This is a genomic window from Streptosporangium sp. NPDC049248 (assembly GCF_040678965.1).
Lineage (GTDB): Bacteria > Actinomycetota > Actinomycetes > Streptosporangiales > Streptosporangiaceae > Streptosporangium > Streptosporangium fukuiense.
The window spans coordinates 1-15,611 of record NZ_JBFAQY010000005.1 but is presented as its reverse complement, the minus strand read 5'-3'; the positions used below and the strand labels follow the sequence as shown (position 1 = coordinate 15,611).

Sequence of the window (15,611 nt, the reverse complement as noted above, 5' to 3'; positions counted from 1 at the left end):
AGGCGGCCGGCCGCCCGGTCAGGAGGCTAGGGCCGGCCACTTGCAGAACGCTTGCAGTCGGCCACTCTCCGCGACGGACCGCACTGACGCCTCAGCCGAAGAAGACCTCGGCCTCCTCGTAACGGCCGGCCGGCACGGTCTTCAGCTCCTTGGTGGCCTCGTCGAGACCCACCCGCACGATCTCGGTGCCCTGAAGGGCGACCATCTTGCCGAAGTCGCCGTCCTGCACCGCGTCGATGGCCTGCAGGCCGAACCTGGTGGCCAGCACCCGGTCGAAGGCCGTGGGGGTGCCGCCACGCTGGATGTGGCCGAGCACCGTGGTGCGGGCCTCCTTGCCGGTGCGCTTCTCGATCTCGCTGGCGAGGTTCTCGCCGATGCCGCCGAGCCTCACGTGGCCGAAGGCGTCGAGTTCGCCCGCCTGCAGCGTCATCTGGCCCTCCACCGGGTGCGCGCCCTCCGCGACCACGATTATCGGCGCGTACTTCGTCTTGAAGCGGGACTCGACGTAGGCGCAGACCCGGTCGATGTCGAAGGGCTTCTCCGGGATGAGGATGACGTTGGCACCGCCCGCCATACCGGCGTGCAGCGCGATCCAGCCCGCGTGGCGGCCCATGACCTCGCAGATCAGCGCGCGGTGGTGGGACTCGGCGGTGGTGTGCAGGCGGTCGATGGCCTCGACGGCGATGTTGACCGCCGTGTCGAAGCCGAAGGTGTAGTCGGTGGCGTTGAGGTCGTTGTCGATCGTCTTGGGCACGCCGACGACCTTCACCCCCTTGTCGAAGAGCTGCTTGGCCACACCGAGGGTGTCCTCGCCGCCGATCGCGATCAGCGCGTCGACCCCGCCCTTCGCGAGATTCTCCTTGATCTTCTCAACACCACCGTCGATCTTGATCGGGTTGGTCCGCGACGAACCCAGGATCGTCCCGCCGCGCGGCAGGATGCCGCGTACGGCCTCGATGTCCAACGGCATGGTTTCGCCCTCCAGGGGACCCCGCCAGCCGTCGCGGAACCCGACGAACTCATGCCCGTGGACGCCCACTCCCTTACGCACGACAGCGCGGATAACGGCGTTCAGGCCGGGGCAGTCGCCGCCCCCGGTGAGCACTCCGATACGCATGACATCCTCCGGTTATGAGTCCGAGCCAAGATGATCAGACTAAAGGGCATGGGCCGGTCGGCGACGGATTTCCGCCACCGACGGAACGCATTCTGCCGTCAGATGCGCCAGTGGTCTAGACCAAATAGAACTAGTCACCACATGTCGCCTCCCTCGATCGGCAGAGAAGCGACATATGAGCGCCTCCACCGGGCCCGAGGTCCGGTTCCGAACGGGGGCGCGCACATCACGGGCAGATCAGGCGCGCCGGCGGGACTCCGGACTCGGGAATCCCCCGGTCACCTCATGGGTCATACCCGCTCGGAACCACCGATCCCCTCCGCACCGGCGGTTCAGGGCAGCGGCAGCACGCAGGACGGGGTGCCGACGGCGAAGAGCTCTCCCGCGGGCCGTGGGACGCCGTCCTTCAGCGGAAGCACGGCGACGGTGTCCGAGCGCTGGTTGGCCACGTACATGCGGCCGTCGGCGATGGCGAAGTGCCGCGGCCAGGCGCCACCGCAGGCGACCTCCGCGACCGGCTTCAACTCGGGGCCGGCGAAGACCGAGATCGTGTCGGGCCCCCGGTTGGCGACGTAGACGAGCTCGCCACGGGCCTCCAGGTGTGAGGGCTGGTTCCGCTCCCCGCTCCCGCTGGCCGGGACGACGTGGATCTCGCGCCATTCGGCGTCGTAGGCGCGCACGGTGCCGTCCAGTTCCCCCGCCACGTACCAGTGGCCGCTCGCCGTGGCCATGTGCCGGGGGCCCATGCCGGACGCGAGCCTGACCGGTCCTTCCGGATGCGGGACCACCTCGTCACCGACCAGGTAGCGACGGATCTCGTCGGCGCCCAGGTCGCTCACGTACAGCACGCCGTCGGGGCCGAAGACCGCCTGGTGGGCGTGGGCCCCCTCACGGTAGGGGAAGATCCACGTGTCGGTCAGCAGGCCGGATCCGTCGATGCCGTGCACGCTGAGGGTGCCGTCGCCGTAGTTGGCCACCGCCAGGCGCGTGCCGGTGGGGTCCACCGACAGGTGGCAGGGGGCCGTTCCCTCGCTGGACCGTTGCGCGAGCGGGCTCAGCCTGCCGTCGTCGGCGCGGGCGAAGACGCCGACCGTACCGCGCTCGCTCTCCCCCACCGCGTACAGGATCGGGAGGACCGGGTGAACGGCGAGGAACGACGGCCCCGAGGCGGGCGTCTCTCCGAGACGGGCGAGGCTCCCCAGCTCTATCAGGGTGATCCCCGGCCCGGATCCTTCGGTGTCCGGGGTGTACCCACCGATGTACGCGACCTCAGCCATCATGCTCCCGCCGTGGGCACGGCACGCGCCGTCCCAGCTCATCGTCCGTTCCAAGGCAAAATTCGAAGTTAGCGCAGTCGGCCGGCGATCTCACAGTCGCCTGCCCGGAAAGACCTCTGCGATTTCATTGACCTGGTCAATGAAATCGTTGATGCTGTCAAGCATGGAGAGACACGTGGCGGAGGTCCGGGCCTTCAACCGCTTCTACACCCGGCTCATCGGCGTGCTTCACCAGGGCATCCTGGACACCCCCTACTCGCTCACCGAGATGAGGGTGCTGTTCGAGCTGGACCGGGCGGACCGCATGGAGACCGGCGACCTGCGGCGGCTGCTCGGGCTCGACGCCGGATACCTCAGCCGGATGCTCACCAGGTTCGAGGGCGACGGGCTGGTGGTCCGGAAGCGGTCCGCCACCGACGCGCGGCGGCAGGTGGTCGAGCTGACCGACGAGGGCCGGGCCAGGTTCGCGCTCTTCGACGGGCGCGCGGCCGAAGAGGTGCGCGAACTGCTGGCCGGGGTGACCGACGAGGACCTCGGGCGGCTGGTCGCGAGCATGGCGGCCATCGAGGAGATCCTCGGCCGGGAGCCGAGGGCGGGCTCTCCTTACCTCCTGCGCCCGCTGCGTCCGGGCGACCTCGGCTGGGTGATCTACCGGCACGGCACGCTCTACAGCTCCGAGCAGGGCTGGGGCATGGACTTCGAGGCGCTGGTGGCCAGGGTCGCGGCCGACTACGTGGACCACCACGACCCGGCGCGCGAGGCGGGCTGGATCGCCGAGGTGGACGGCGAGCGGGTCGGCTGCGTCTTCTGCGTGCGCAAGGACGACGAGACGGCCCAGTTGCGGTTGCTGCTGGTCGAGCCGTCCGCGCGGGGCATGGGCATCGGCGGCCGGCTCGTGGCGGAGTGTGTGCGCTTCGCCAGGGCCGCGGGCTACCGGCGGATGCGGCTGTGGACCAGGGACGTGCTGCTGGGCGCCAGGCGCATCTACCGGGCTGCGGGCTTCGAGCTCGTCGAGAAGGAACAGCACGGCGACATCGTCGACGAGATCTGGGTCCGCGACCTCTGATCCGATCCCGCCTCGGCCGCTCACCACCCCCGACCAGGCCTGCCGTCGTCGACGGCGCCGCGCGGCGAGACTCGGCCAGCGGGCTTCCTCACCCCACCTCCCCCTAATTCCCTCTTTATAGATCGGTATTATGTGGTTAATATCGGATGGCACCGGCCCGTTCCGTATGAGCTCCGTATGAGGCGAAGATGCGCTTGCACTGGTTCCTGCCGACCACCGGCGACGGCCACCACGTCAGGCCCGCCACGACCACCGTCGCGGCGGGTGCCGTCGCGGACCGGCCCGCGACGCTCGACTACCTGTCCCAGGTGGCTCGGGCCGCGGAGTCCGCGGGCTTCGAGGCGGCGCTGACCCCGGTCGGGGCGGGCTGCCCCGACCCGCTGGTGGCGTGCGGCGCGGTCGCGGCGCGGACCGAGCGGCTCAAGCTGCTGGTGGCCTTCCGGCCCGGCTTCACCCTGCCGACGCTCCTCGCCCAGCAGGCGCAGACCTTCCAGCAGATCAGCGGAGGGCGGCTGCTGCTCAACGTGGTCACCGGCGGCGACCCGCAGGAGCAGCGCGCCTACGGCGACTTCCTCGACCACGACGCCCGCTACGAACGGACCGGCGAGTTCATCGAGGTGCTCAGGCGCACCTGGACCGGCGAGCCGTTCGACCACCGGGGCACCCACTACCGGGTGGCGGGCGGCGGACTGGCCACGCCACTGCTCGACACCCCCGACATCTACTTCGGCGGGGCCTCCCCCGCCGCCGAGCGGGTGGCCGCCGCCGGGGCGGACGTCTACCTGATGTGGGGCGAGCCCCCGGCGATGCTCGCCGAGCGGGTCGCCCGGATGCGGAGGCTCGCCGCCGAGGCGGGCCGCGAACTCCGGTACGGCATCCGGCTCCACGTCATCGCCCGCGACACCGCCGACGAGGCCTGGGCGTACGCCGGGCGGCTGCTCACGGGCATGGACCCCGGCAGGATCGCCGCCGCCCAGGCGCGGTTCGCCCGGATGGACTCGGTGGGACAGCGCCGGATGGCCGACCTGCACGGCGGCTCCGCCGAATCCCTGGAGATCTCCCCCAACCTCTGGGCCGGGGTCGGCCTGGTCCGCGAGGGCGCCGGTACCGCGCTGGTCGGCAGCTACCCGGAGGTCGCCGAGCGCCTCCGCGAATACGCCGAGCTGGGCCTGTCGGAGTTCGTGCTGTCCGGCTGGCCGCACCTGGAGGAGGCCTGGCGGGTGGGCGACTTCGTCCTTCCCCGGCTGGCGGCCCCCGCGCTCGTCGCGTGAGCGTCCTCGGAGCCGGGCCGGGCACCGGCCGCACCCTCTGGCGAGCCCTGGCGCTGCGGGCCGGAGCGATCGTCACGCTGGTCGCGATCTGGCAGGCCGTGGCCATGGCCGAGATCTGGCCACCGGTCTTCGTGCCGGAGCCGGTCGCGGTCTGGGACCGGTTCCTGCGCACCACCGCCGACGGTGTGAGCGGCCACACCCTGCAGGAACACCTGCTCACCAGCCTGCGCCGGATCGGGCTCGGCTGCCTGTACGGGGTGAGCGGCGGCATCGTGCTGGGACTGCTGATCGGCATGGTCCCCACGCTGCGCGCGCTGCTCGGCCCCCTGGTCACCTTCGTCCGCACCCTGCCGCCGCTGGCCTACCTCAGCCTGCTGGTGATCTGGTTCGGCATCGACGAGGAGCCCAAGGTCTGGCTCCTGCTGCTGGCCGCGCTCCCGCCGGTCGCGGTGGCCACCGCCGACGCGGTACGCGGCGTGCACGAGGACTATCTGAACGCGGCCCGCTCGCTCAGCGCCCGCCGGTACGAGCTGCCGCTCCGCGTGGTGCTGCCGAGCGCGCTACCCGAGATCGTCACGGGGGTGCGGGTGGCCGTGGGCGTCGCCTACACCACGGTGGTCGCCGCCGAGACCGTGAACGGGGTGCCCGGCATCGGCGGCATGGTCCGTGACGCCCAGCGCTACAACCAGACGGACGTGGTCGTGCTCGGCATCATCGTCATCGGCCTGTCAGGCCTGCTCATCGACCTCCTTCTGCAAACTCTGGACCGCCGCCTGGTTCCCTGGCGCGGCCGCACCTAGGAAAGACCCGAAATGAAACGCATAGCCCTCGCCCTGACAGCCGCCGCCCTCGCCCTGACCGCCTGCGGATCCGGTACGGAGGAGGCCAAGCCCGCCGCCGACGGCTCTCCCGCGACCCTGCGCATCGGCTACCAGCTCATTCCCAACGGCGACCTGATCGTCAAGGACCAGCAGTGGCTGGAGAGGGCGCTGCCGAACACCAAGATCACCTGGAGCAGGTTCGACTCGGGCGGCGACGTGAACACCGCCATGATCGCCGGCTCGCTGGACATCGGGCTGGCGGGCAGCAGCCCGGTCACCCGCGGCCTGTCCGCGCCGCTCGACATCCCGTACCGGGTGCCGTGGATCTTCGACGTGATCGGTGACAACGAGGCGCTCGTCGCCCGGGGCGGGGTGACCGACGTCAAGGGCCTCGCGGGCAAGCGGGTCGCCGCCCCCTTCGCCTCGACCACCCACTACAGCCTGCTCGCCGCGCTCACCGAGGCCGGCCTCTCCGAGTCCGACGTGAAGATCCTCGACATGGAACCACCGGACATCCAGGCCGCCTGGCAGCGCGGCGACATCGACGCCGCCTACGTCTGGACGCCCACCCTGGCCGAGCTGGAGAAGAACGGCGGCACGACGCTGGTCACCAGCCGGGAGCTGGCCCAGCGGGGCAAGCTCACCGCCGACCTCGCGGTGGTGAGCGACGACTTCGCGAAGAAGTACCCGAAGGCGCTGAGCATCTGGCTCCAGCAGCAGGACCGCGCGGTCAAGCTGGCCAGGAGCGACACCGGCGCCGCCGCCGCGGCCATCGGCCGCCAGCTCAACCTCGACCCGGCCGAGGCCGCGCGCCAGCTCGGCCAGCTCGTGCTCCTCGACGCGAGCGAGCAGCGCTCCGCCGACTATCTCGGCACCCCGGAGGCTCCCGGCAAGCTCGCCGAGAACCTGCACAGCGCGGCGGAGTTCCTCAAGGACCAGCAGAAGGTCGACACCGTCCCCGAGCTAGCGGTCTTCCAGAAGGGCCTGGCCACGCAGGAGCTCGCGGATGCCTTCGCCGGAAACTGACACGGGCACCACCGCCCCCGGAGCGGGCCCGGCCACCTCGAACGGCGCCGCGCACGAGACCGTCGCCTTCCCTGCGGCCGGTCCGGGCGCGGGGCCGGAAGGGCCGCGGGACACCGCGCTCGCCCTCGCCGGGGTGTCGCACTCCTACCGGGGGCGCGCCGGGACCGTCGACGCGCTGGGGCCGATCGACCTGGAGATCGCCGCCGGGGAGTTCGTGACGATCGTGGGCCCGTCGGGGTGCGGCAAGAGCACGCTGCTCCGGCTGGTGGCGGGCTTCACCGCGCCGTCGGCGGGGACCATCACCGCCTCCGGCGCGGCGGTGTCGGGGCCCGCCCCCACCAGGGGCTTCGTGTTCCAGCAGCACCGGCTCTTCCCCTGGCTCTCGGTCGCCGGAAACGTCGGTTTCGGGCTGCGCGGCCTGCCCAGGGCGGCGCGGCGCGAGCGGGTGGCCGAACTGCTGGAGCTGACCGGCCTGGCCGACGTCGCCAAGGCCAGGCCGTATGAGCTGTCGGGAGGCATGCAGCAGCGCGCGGCGATCGCCCGCGCGCTCGCCCCGGACCCCGCGCTGCTGCTGATGGACGAGCCGTTCGCCGCCCTGGACGCCTTCACCAGGGAGCGCATGCAGGAGGAGGTCCGCGAGCTGTGGCGGCGGGCCGGCACGACCGTGGTCTTCATCACCCACAGCGTGGACGAGGCCGTCTACCTCGGCACCCGGGTGCTCGCGCTGAGCGGCAGGCCCGGCCGGGTGGTCTCCGACCGCGCCTCGGCCGTGCCGTACGGGGAGCGTCCCCGCACCGACCCGCTCTTCGCCGGGTTGCGCGAGGAGCTGACCGAGGTGGTCAAACAGGCCGCGTCGCTCAGCGTCGCTCAGCGGCGGAAGGGGCCGGTGACCTCGTAGGTGACGCCGTCGGTGCCGGCGGCGTCACCGCGGGCGCCGCGCTGTGAGGAGAAGTAGAGGCGGTCGCCGTCCGGTGAGAAAGCGGGTCCGGTGATCTCCGACCTGGCGTGGCCCGCGATCCGCAGGACGGGGGTGACGACCCGCTCGGGAGTGATCAGGTTGATCTCCATGTCACCGCCGTCCTCGGCGACGTAGAGGTCCCCGGACGGGGTGCCGGTGATGTTGTCGACACCGTTCAGCGGGGCGTCGGCGTCGTAGACGACACCCAGGTGCTCGTTCTCCGTGTCGTAGGCCCACACCCGGTTGTCACCCTTGGTGGTGAAGAAGCACACGCCGTCCGCGTAGTGGCAGCCCTCCCCGCCCGAGAAGCGGGTGGCGCCGGCGACCTGGTCGCGGGTGGCCTTCAGCAGCGCGCCGGGGTCGGGCACGCGCCGCCAGGTCACCGTGCCCGAGTCGGAGGCGCAGAGCACCTCCAGGGTGCCCGAGGTCAGGTCACCCCAGTAGACCGGCCGGAACCGGTAGAAGCAGCCGTCGGGCTCGTCCTCGGTGAGGTAGACCACCCGCCGCTCCGGGTCGCAGGCCGCGGCCTCGTGCTTGAACCGGCCCATGGCGAGGCGCGGCATCGCGGCCCGCGAGCCGTAGGGGTCGCACTCGAAGACCCGGCCGCGGAAGACCTCCTCGCACGACAGCCAGGAGTTCCACGGGGTGCGGCCACCCGCGCAGTTGAGGTTGGTGCCCGACAGGATGCGGTAGGCGCCGACGACGGCTCCGTCCGGCCCGAACCTGATGGCCGACGCCCCGCCGAGCAGCGGGATCTCCGAGTTGGACACGTAGATCCAGCCGTCGCCGTCGGGGAAGCACGCGCCGCCGTCCGGCGCCGGGTGCCAGAGCAGCCCGCCGATCCGGCGGCCGGTGCGGGCGACGATCCGGCTGGTGAACCCCTCGGGCAGCGCGACCCCGTTGGCGTCGGGCTCGCCGAGCGGACCGTAGGGGCCCTCGAAGCTCGGGGCGACGGCACCCGCGACCCCCTGCCAGAGCGAGCCCGCGAGAACCGCACCGGCGGTCAGACATCCGGTGCGCACAAACGTGCGGCGAAGCATGGCCCCTCCTCGTCGTCCCTCACGGTACGCCGCAAGCCGATCGAACTCACATGAACGCCGAGACTCCTTGAGCGCAAACTTTGCGCGAACCGGAGGACAAACATCCGCCAAACCAGGTCGGCCTATCACCAAGATCGCCATCTGTCCCGCCGGACGCGTCCACAGTGGAATCTTCACCGTCGTCGGATCGGGAGGACCGTTGAGCGAGGGACTCGCGTTCGCGAATCCAGTCTTCGAGACCGCGCCCCGGGTGGGCACCCGCCGAGCTCTCGTCTTCCTCGACTCCCCGCCGGACACGCTCCCGCCCCGGACTCCCGCCCCGCACCCGGCCCCGCCACACGACCGGGCCGGCACGCCGCCCCCCGACACCCACACCGATCCGCGTGCCGCGGGGCCCGGTGCCGGGCGGCCGGACGCGCGGCTGGCGAGCGCGCTGCGCGCCGAGGGGTTCACCGTCGACGCCGAGAGCAGCGGCGGGGCGAACGCGGACGGCGAGCGGGTGTGGAACCTGCTGCGCTCGGCGCGGGAGGGAGACCTGCTGCTGATCCGGCTACCCGCCGACGGCGGCTGGACCTCGGGACAGCTGGGATCGATGATCGGCACGTTCGGACGGCAGGTCGGCGAGTCGCTGGCGGCCGCCGTGCTGCTGATCGTGGACTTCGGCTGGAGCGCCCTTGACGGCTCCGCCGAACCGGTCAGGCAGCTCGCCGTGGCCGGGGAGCCGAAGGTGGCGGCGGCGGCGCTGACCCTCACGCTGAGGCTCGACGAGACGGTACCCGGCCCGGTGCGCACGCTGACCGACGTCATCGCGGAGGGCCTGCTGACGCGGGCCGCCGACCTCGACGGTGACGGGGCGATCAGCGTCGGGGACCTGCACGCCTACGCGCTCGCCCGCTACACGGCGGTCTCGGCCGCCCGCACCCCCATCCTGATCGCCTACGGAGCCGTCGCCGGTGTCGCCCTGACCCCGGCGAGGGACGCCGCCGCCCCGCACGCCGCCTTCACCCGCGCTCTGGCGCGGCTCGGCGACCACACCCCGCCCAGCTGCGGGATCGAGATCGTCCGGCGGGTCTACGAACTCCACCTGAGCGAGCCGGCCAGGGAGTTGCTGCGCAGGGCCGCCCTGCTCGACGAGGGCGAGCCGATCGACGAGATCCTCGGCGACGCCGCCGAGCTCAGGCAGTGGGGCCTGCTGGGCGACACGACCACGTTCGTCCATCCGGACGTGCGGAGGTTCGGCCACTCGCGGCTCTCGGTGGCCGAACGGGCGCAGACCTCGGCGCTGCTCCGCCGCCACCGGGCCGGGCTCCGTACGGTGCGGCCCCGGGCCAGGCTCACCGCCGACCGGTGGACCACCGAGGACCAGCTCGGGCACCGGGTCTACGCCGAGGCCATCGCCGCGTTCGTCCGTCACCCCGAGACCCGGCCCCCGCTGACGATCGGCGTCAAGGGGCCGTGGGGCACCGGCAAGACCTCCCTGATGCGGATGATCCAGGACCTGCTGGACCCCGGGGCCGCCGGAGACGATCCCGCCCCGATCCACCTGCCCGGCTCCCGCGCGGAGCGGGCGCTGACCAACGCCGAGGTGCTGGCCAGGACCGGCCGGCGCCCCAGGGGGAGCGCCGGGCAGGCGGAGCCGGACCCGCTCCCGCTGCGGCGGGCGGACTGGCGGCCCACGGTCTGGTTCAACCCGTGGATGTACCAGAACGGCGAGCAGGTCTGGGCCGGACTGGCACACGAGATCATCGGTCAGGTCACCCGGCGGTTGCCCCGCGCCGAGCGGGAGCGGTTCTGGCTGGAGCTGAACCTGTCCAGGATCGACCGGGAGGCGGTCCGCGGCCGCGCCTACCACCTGGCGCTGACCCGCCTGGCCCCGGTGGCCCTCGGCCTGGTCGCCACCCTCGTCCTCACCGGGGCGCTGCTGGCCGCCGCCGCGCTGCTGCCCGCCTTCGGCTCCCTGCTGGGGAACGCCGCGGCGGCCGTCGGCTCGGCGGGTGCGGCGGCCGTGGTGGGGGCGGGCGCGCTGCGGCTGGCCCGGTTCTTCGGGGAGTCGGCGGACAACGCCTTCCGCGGCCTGGTCACGCAACCCGACCTGCTCGGCCCGGGCGCGGCCGACGGGGCGGGTGGCGAGGGCGCGACCGCTCCCGGATACCGGTCCAAGACCGGCTTCCTGCACCTGGTGCAGACCGACATGCGACAGGTCCTGAACCTGGTCGCCACCGAGGAGCGCCCGCTGGTGGTGTTCGTGGACGACCTGGACCGCTGCTCGTCCGGAACGGTGGCGCAGGTCATCGAGGCGATCAACCTGTTCCTCGCCGGCGAGTTCCCCAACTGCGTGTTCGTACTGGCCATGGAGCCGGAGGTGGTCGTCGCGCACGTCGAGGCCGCCTATCCGGAACTGGCCGGGACGCTGCCCGTCGGCGGGCGGTCCGGCCTGGGCTGGCGGTTCCTGGAGAAGATCGTGCAGCTACCGCTGAGCGTGCCGCTGCTGGACGACGCCGACCGGCTGCCCGCCTTCGTACGGGCGCTGCTCGGCGTCGCCGACACCGTCCGGCCCGCGGACGTCCTTCCCGACCTGAAGACCGTACGACCGGGTGACCCGGGCGCCATACGGACACCGAATCCGGCCGGACCGCGTCCGGCGGGTCCCCCAGCCGCCCTGGAACGGCTCGACCCGCCCCCGGATCCGGCCGGACCGCGTTCGCGCGGTCCCCTGCCTCCCGCACGGCCCTTCCCGCACGACGCGGCCGCGCCGGGCTCGCCCGGCACCGCCACGCGGTCGGGAGCGGCCGTGCAGGGGCGGCATACGCCGGGCGCGCGGAGGCTGGAGTTGTGGGCACCGGTCGAGGCGCTGGGACCGCCCCCACCGGCGGACCTGACGGGATCGCACCCGGCACCGGGCTCGTGGGCGGCCGATCCGCCGGACCCGGTCCAGGTGAGCCGGTTGCAGGACGCCATCTGGGCACTGCGCCCGACCACGACGACACTCGACGAGGCGGCGCGGCTGGCCCAGGACGCCCTGGGCATCGAGTGCTCGGACGCCGTCGGCGGCCTGTGCGCGGCGACCCGTGAGGCCGCCGACCGGGTCTTCGACGACCTCTACAGCGACGAGAACGCCTACCTGGCGATCGAGTTCGTGCTCCCCGCGCTGACCTTCTTCAACCCGCGCGAGATCAAGCGGTACGTGAACGTCTTCCGCTTCTACTCGTTCCTGACCTACCGCCGCGCCCTGGCCGGGGCGATCCCCGCCTCGGACGGCGAGGTCGCCAAGCTCGCCGCGCTGGCCGTCCAGTGGCCGCACCTGCTGACCCTGCTGGCCAGGGAGGTCGACGGGGTGAGCATCCTGCGCCGTCTGGAGGCCGCCGCGGGCGACGACCCGACCTGGGAGCGGATCGTCGACGAGACCGGCCTCACCACCTACGACTCCCCCCACCTGGAAGCCCTGCGCGACCTGCTCTCCCGCCCCCACCCCATCGCCGACCTGGCCCGCTATCTCCTCTGAACACCGGGTCCCCCGGCTCCACGACCGGTGGTGGTGCGAGTGGAGGCGGAGATGAGTAGGGGCGTACTCATCTCCCGGGCGGCGCCGGTTCGCACACTGAAGGCGGCGGCCCCGCTTATTCGGATATTCGGCTATCGGCCGGGCGCGACAGCCCGGGATGGAGGGTTCGACGTGCGGGATTCATCGGTGCCGTTCAGCCGTCGCGGCGCGCTCCTGGCGGGGCTCGGGCTGGCCGTGTTCCTCGGTCTCGAACGATCAGGGGTCGCCTCGGCGGCCCGCGTCGCGGAAAGCGTGGAAAGGCTCCGTACCGGTGCGGCGATGTCGGCCGGGACGTTCCCGTGGGTGGCCCGCCACGGCCTGACCTCGGAGCGGTACCAGGCCGAGTTCGACCGCCTGGCCAAGGAGGGGTACCGCCTGATCCAGGTGGACGGCTACGAGATGGGTGGCCAGGCGGGATACGCGGCCATCTGGGAACACGCGCCGGGGCCGCCGCAGTTCGCCCGCCACGGCCTGACCGAGCCGGAGTATCGGGCCGAGTACCGGCGGCTGGAGAAGGAGGGCTATCGCCTGGTCCACGTGGCCGGATACGAGGTCGCCGGGAAGGTGTACTTCGCGGCGATCTGGGAGCTCACCGGCGGGCCGCACCTGGTCGCCCAGCACGACATGCCCTCGGAGCGGTACCAGGCCGAGTTCGACCGGCTGCTCAAGGAGGGGTACCGGCTGATCCACGTGGACGGGTACGGGATCGCGGGAAAGGCACACTTCGCGGCGATCTGGGAGAAGGTCTGGGGAGCCCAGGGGCCCGACTGGGAGGCCCGCCACGACCTGACCGGGGCACGGTACCAGGCCGAGTTCGACGAGCTGACAAAGAAGGGATACCGCCCCTTCCACGTCAGCGGCTACACCGTCGGCGGCACCGATCTGTACGCGGCGATCTGGGTGCGGGGCGCGGGCCCGGCCTGGTCGGCCCGCCACGGCGTGGAGGGGGCGGACTACCAGGGGGTCTTCGACGAGCACCGGCGAGACGGCTACCGGCCCGCCCGGGTCAGCGGCTACGGCTCCGGCTCGGAGCGGTTCGCGGGGATCTGGCTGAGCGACAGGATCGTGGACGATGCCTTCGCCGCCGTCCACGCGGTCGTCGACCGCCACATGAGGGCCTCCGGAGTGGCCGGCGTGTCACTCGCGATCGCCCGGCGCGGCGCGCTCGTCTTCGCCCGAGGGTACGGGCTGGCGAACCGGGAGACCGGCGAGCGGCTCACCGAACGGCACCTGATGCGCATCGCCAGCGTCTCCAAGCCGATCACCGCGGTCGCGGTCATGCGGCTCGTCGAAGCCGGCCTGCTCACGCTCGACCGGCGCGTCCTCGGCGCGGGCGGCATCCTCGGCACCCGGTACGGCAGCAGGCCCTACGGCGCGGGGCTCCAGGCCATCACGGTCAGGCACCTGCTCCAGCACACCGCCGGGGGCTGGACCAACGACGGCGACGACCCCATGTTCGGCAACCCGGCGATGAACCACGACCAGCTGATCGGCTGGGTGCTCGACAACCGGCCCCTCCAGCACACGCCCGGCACCACCCACCTGTACTCCAACTTCGGTTACTGCCTGCTGGGCCGGATCATCGAACAGGTCACCGGGGAGCCCTACGCCGACTTCGTACACCGGAGCGTGCTCACGCCCAGCGGGATCACCAACATGCACCTCGCCGGGAACACCCGCGCCGAACGACGCCCCGACGAGGTGGTCTACTACGGCACCGGCGACCCATACGGCATCCCGGCGCGGCGGATGGACTCCCACGGCGGCTGGCTCGCATCACCCGTCGACGTCGTCCGCTTCGCGCTGCGGGCCGACGGCTTTCCCACCGTCCCCGACCTGCTCCGGCCGGACACGATCGCGACGATGACCGCACCGTCGGCGGCCGAACCGGCGTACGCCTGCGGCTGGGGTGTCAACACCCTCGGCAACTGGTGGCACAGCGGCCGGCTGATTCCCTACGGCACGGAGAGCATCCTCGCCCGGACGAGCAACGAGTTCTGCTGGGCGGCACTCGCCAACGGCAACGGCGTCGACCTCGACACGATGATGTGGGAGGTGTTCCAGCAGATCGCCGTCTGGCCCTCCCACGACCTGTTCTGAGGACGTTCCCCGTGACCACCCTCGACCATCCGGCTCGGCGGTTCCTCCACGAGGGATGGACCTCTCGGGCCACCTCCGTCGGCAATGAGGGGCGAGACTATTCGAGGTCGTAGTCGGCCGAAAGTTCACGCTCGGGAGCGAGGAAGTCCACCGCGTACTCGGTCACGTCGCCGTGCTGGTCACAGTAGAGATTGGTCATGGTCAGCGTCAGCAGGCCGAGCACCGGGGCGACATCCGTCATCTCGCCGGGACCGCTGTCGCGCCGTTGCAGTGGTCCGGCCACGCTTCAAATAATCATGACCGAGGGGCATCATATGCGCGTGACGTATGAAGTCCGCCCGGGCGTGCCCGAGGACGTCGAAGCCCGCGAGTACGTACGCGTGACCACGTGGAAGGCCGCCTATCGCGGGATCATGCCCGACGACTACCTCGACGCGCTCAAGGTCGAGCCGGACGCGGTGGCGCGCATGGAGGAGGCACTCGCCAACGCCTTGGCCGAGGGACTCACACCGCTTCTGGTGGGCGAGATCGGCGGCAGGATCGTTGGCTTCGTCAACCTCGGCCGTTGCCGTGACGAGCACATCGGCGGCGGCGAGGTCTTCGCCATCTACGTGCTGCCTGAGGCGCAGTCCGACGGTCTCGGCCACGCGCTCATGACGGCCGCCGCGGAGCGGCTCCGCGCTGACGGACACCAGGAGATCGGCCTGTGGGTAGCGGCCGACAACACCCGAGCCCGGCGCTTCTATGAGCGTTTCGGCTTCGTTCCGTCCGGCCGTGTCCAACTCCTGTCGGCTCCCCTTCCGCCGATAGAGGAGGTCTACTACCGGCTGTCTCTGCCAGAGCCTGTCTTCTGAATCCGCGGTAGGGGTTGGAGTCCCCTGCCCCGCCCCGACGGCGTCCGCGCGATCTGCGGTCGGCCGCCCCCGGCGCACTGCTGCGACGCTGGTGGCGCAACCGGTCGGGCAGGCCCTCGTCCGCAGGAGGCCCCCGCAACCGCTTCCCCGCCCTGACGAACCACCGCAGTGCCGTATCAGCCGATGTTCGTCCGGTGGGCAGGCGCTTGCGCTGACCTCCAAGTAAGGCGCAAGTACCTTCTGCGAATTTTGGTGACCGATACCGAGATCGCAGGAGATTTTCCATGGGGGTTCGCAACTTCTTCCCGGCCGACCGGATGCGCAGGTGGACGACGCCGTTCCCGCCGCAGGCGTCCGGACCGGAAGAGGTCCTGGCGGCCGCGCGGCTCGATCCGCGGGCCGTCGGGGACACGAAGGAGGTGTCGCCGGGAGGCAGGACGTACCCGAAGGGGCCCGGCGAGGCCGGACCGGGTCCGGAGACCCGGGTGGAGCCGTCACGGCCCAGGCGGACCGCCTATGTGGCGCCCCCGGCCGCCTTCG

Annotated in this window: 13 protein-coding genes; 9 read left to right on the top strand and 4 right to left on the bottom strand. The window is 71.9% G+C overall.

Annotated features, from left to right (window positions below; translation table 11 throughout):
• Window positions 1-91 precede the first annotated feature (91 nt).
• Complete coding sequence (locus AB0K21_RS11755) at window positions 92-1,117, bottom strand: 6-phosphofructokinase (RefSeq protein WP_343979723.1); 1,026 nt, start codon at window positions 1,115-1,117, stop codon at window positions 92-94.
• A 332-nt stretch (window positions 1,118-1,449) separates the two neighbouring features.
• On the bottom strand, window positions 1,450-2,448 hold the full coding sequence (locus tag AB0K21_RS11750) for a beta-propeller fold lactonase family protein (RefSeq protein ID WP_364149446.1): 999 nt from the start codon (window positions 2,446-2,448) through the stop codon (window positions 1,450-1,452).
• 109 nt (window positions 2,449-2,557) lie between these two features.
• On the opposite strand from AB0K21_RS11750, the gene AB0K21_RS11745 reads away from it, so the two are divergent.
• The 5 genes from AB0K21_RS11745 to AB0K21_RS11725 all read left to right on the top strand — a co-directional run bounded on the left by AB0K21_RS11745 (window position 2,558) and on the right by AB0K21_RS11725 (window position 7,476).
• Window positions 2,558-3,460 carry a bifunctional helix-turn-helix transcriptional regulator/GNAT family N-acetyltransferase gene (locus tag AB0K21_RS11745; protein ID WP_364149444.1) on the top strand — a complete coding sequence of 301 codons (903 nt, stop codon included), beginning with the start codon at window positions 2,558-2,560 and terminating at the stop codon, window positions 3,458-3,460.
• A 188-nt stretch (window positions 3,461-3,648) separates the two neighbouring features.
• On the top strand, window positions 3,649-4,731 hold the full coding sequence (locus AB0K21_RS11740; protein ID WP_364149442.1) for an LLM class flavin-dependent oxidoreductase: 1,083 nt from the start codon (window positions 3,649-3,651) through the stop codon (window positions 4,729-4,731).
• Window positions 4,728-5,531, top strand: coding sequence for an ABC transporter permease (locus AB0K21_RS11735; protein WP_364149440.1), 804 nt, complete (start codon window positions 4,728-4,730; stop codon window positions 5,529-5,531). Before AB0K21_RS11740 ends, AB0K21_RS11735 begins: the two co-directional genes overlap by 4 nt.
• A gap of 12 nt (window positions 5,532-5,543) precedes the next feature.
• A complete protein-coding gene (locus AB0K21_RS11730; protein WP_364149438.1) occupies window positions 5,544-6,578 on the top strand; it encodes an ABC transporter substrate-binding protein in 1,035 nt (344 codons plus the stop codon).
• Window positions 6,559-7,476, top strand: a complete 918-nt coding sequence (locus AB0K21_RS11725) for an ABC transporter ATP-binding protein (RefSeq protein WP_364149436.1) — start codon at window positions 6,559-6,561, stop codon at window positions 7,474-7,476. The genes AB0K21_RS11730 and AB0K21_RS11725 overlap by 20 nt, the downstream gene beginning before the upstream one ends.
• On the opposite strand, the gene AB0K21_RS11720 is transcribed toward AB0K21_RS11725, so the two are convergent.
• Window positions 7,446-8,576: an alkaline phosphatase PhoX gene (locus AB0K21_RS11720; RefSeq protein WP_343979744.1), complete on the bottom strand. Its 1,131-nt coding sequence runs from the start codon at window positions 8,574-8,576 to the stop codon at window positions 7,446-7,448. The two genes, AB0K21_RS11725 and AB0K21_RS11720, sit on opposite strands and share 31 nt — an antisense overlap.
• A 199-nt stretch (window positions 8,577-8,775) precedes the next feature.
• Between AB0K21_RS11720 and AB0K21_RS11715 the strand changes: the two genes are divergently transcribed.
• Window positions 8,776-12,078: a P-loop NTPase fold protein gene (locus tag AB0K21_RS11715; protein ID WP_364149433.1), complete on the top strand. Its 3,303-nt coding sequence runs from the start codon at window positions 8,776-8,778 to the stop codon at window positions 12,076-12,078.
• 171 nt (window positions 12,079-12,249) lie between these two features.
• A complete protein-coding gene (locus tag AB0K21_RS11710; protein WP_364149431.1) occupies window positions 12,250-14,217 on the top strand; it encodes a serine hydrolase in 1,968 nt (655 codons plus the stop codon).
• Between the two features lie 97 nt (window positions 14,218-14,314).
• Here AB0K21_RS11710 and AB0K21_RS11705 read toward each other — a convergent pair whose 3' ends face one another.
• The gene (locus AB0K21_RS11705) at window positions 14,315-14,500 is read right to left on the bottom strand and encodes a hypothetical protein (RefSeq protein WP_343979753.1); all 186 of its coding nucleotides are present in this window, start codon (window positions 14,498-14,500) and stop codon (window positions 14,315-14,317) included.
• A gap of 37 nt (window positions 14,501-14,537) precedes the next feature.
• Here AB0K21_RS11705 and AB0K21_RS11700 point away from each other — a divergent pair, with 37 nt between their 5' ends.
• Window positions 14,538-15,071, top strand: a complete 534-nt coding sequence (locus tag AB0K21_RS11700; RefSeq protein WP_343979756.1) for a GNAT family N-acetyltransferase — start codon at window positions 14,538-14,540, stop codon at window positions 15,069-15,071.
• 284 nt (window positions 15,072-15,355) lie between these two features.
• On the top strand, window positions 15,356-15,611 hold a 256-nt coding region (locus AB0K21_RS11695; protein ID WP_364149429.1), incomplete at its 3' end, for a hypothetical protein.

What these genes read in the sequence shown, in the direction of transcription:
- AB0K21_RS11745 (WP_364149444.1), top strand. Translation starts at nt 2,558, where the DNA reads ATGGAGAGACACGTGGCGGAGGTCCGGGCCTTCAACCGCTTCTACACC.
- AB0K21_RS11725 (WP_364149436.1), top strand. Translation starts at nt 6,559, where the DNA reads ATGCCTTCGCCGGAAACTGACACGGGCACCACCGCCCCCGGAGCGGGC.
- AB0K21_RS11720 (WP_343979744.1), bottom strand. Translation starts at nt 8,576, where the DNA reads ATGCTTCGCCGCACGTTTGTGCGCACCGGATGTCTGACCGCCGGTGCG.
- AB0K21_RS11730 (WP_364149438.1), top strand. Translation starts at nt 5,544, where the DNA reads ATGAAACGCATAGCCCTCGCCCTGACAGCCGCCGCCCTCGCCCTGACC.
- AB0K21_RS11740 (WP_364149442.1), top strand. Translation starts at nt 3,649, where the DNA reads ATGCGCTTGCACTGGTTCCTGCCGACCACCGGCGACGGCCACCACGTC.
- AB0K21_RS11755 (WP_343979723.1), bottom strand. Translation starts at nt 1,117, where the DNA reads ATGCGTATCGGAGTGCTCACCGGGGGCGGCGACTGCCCCGGCCTGAAC.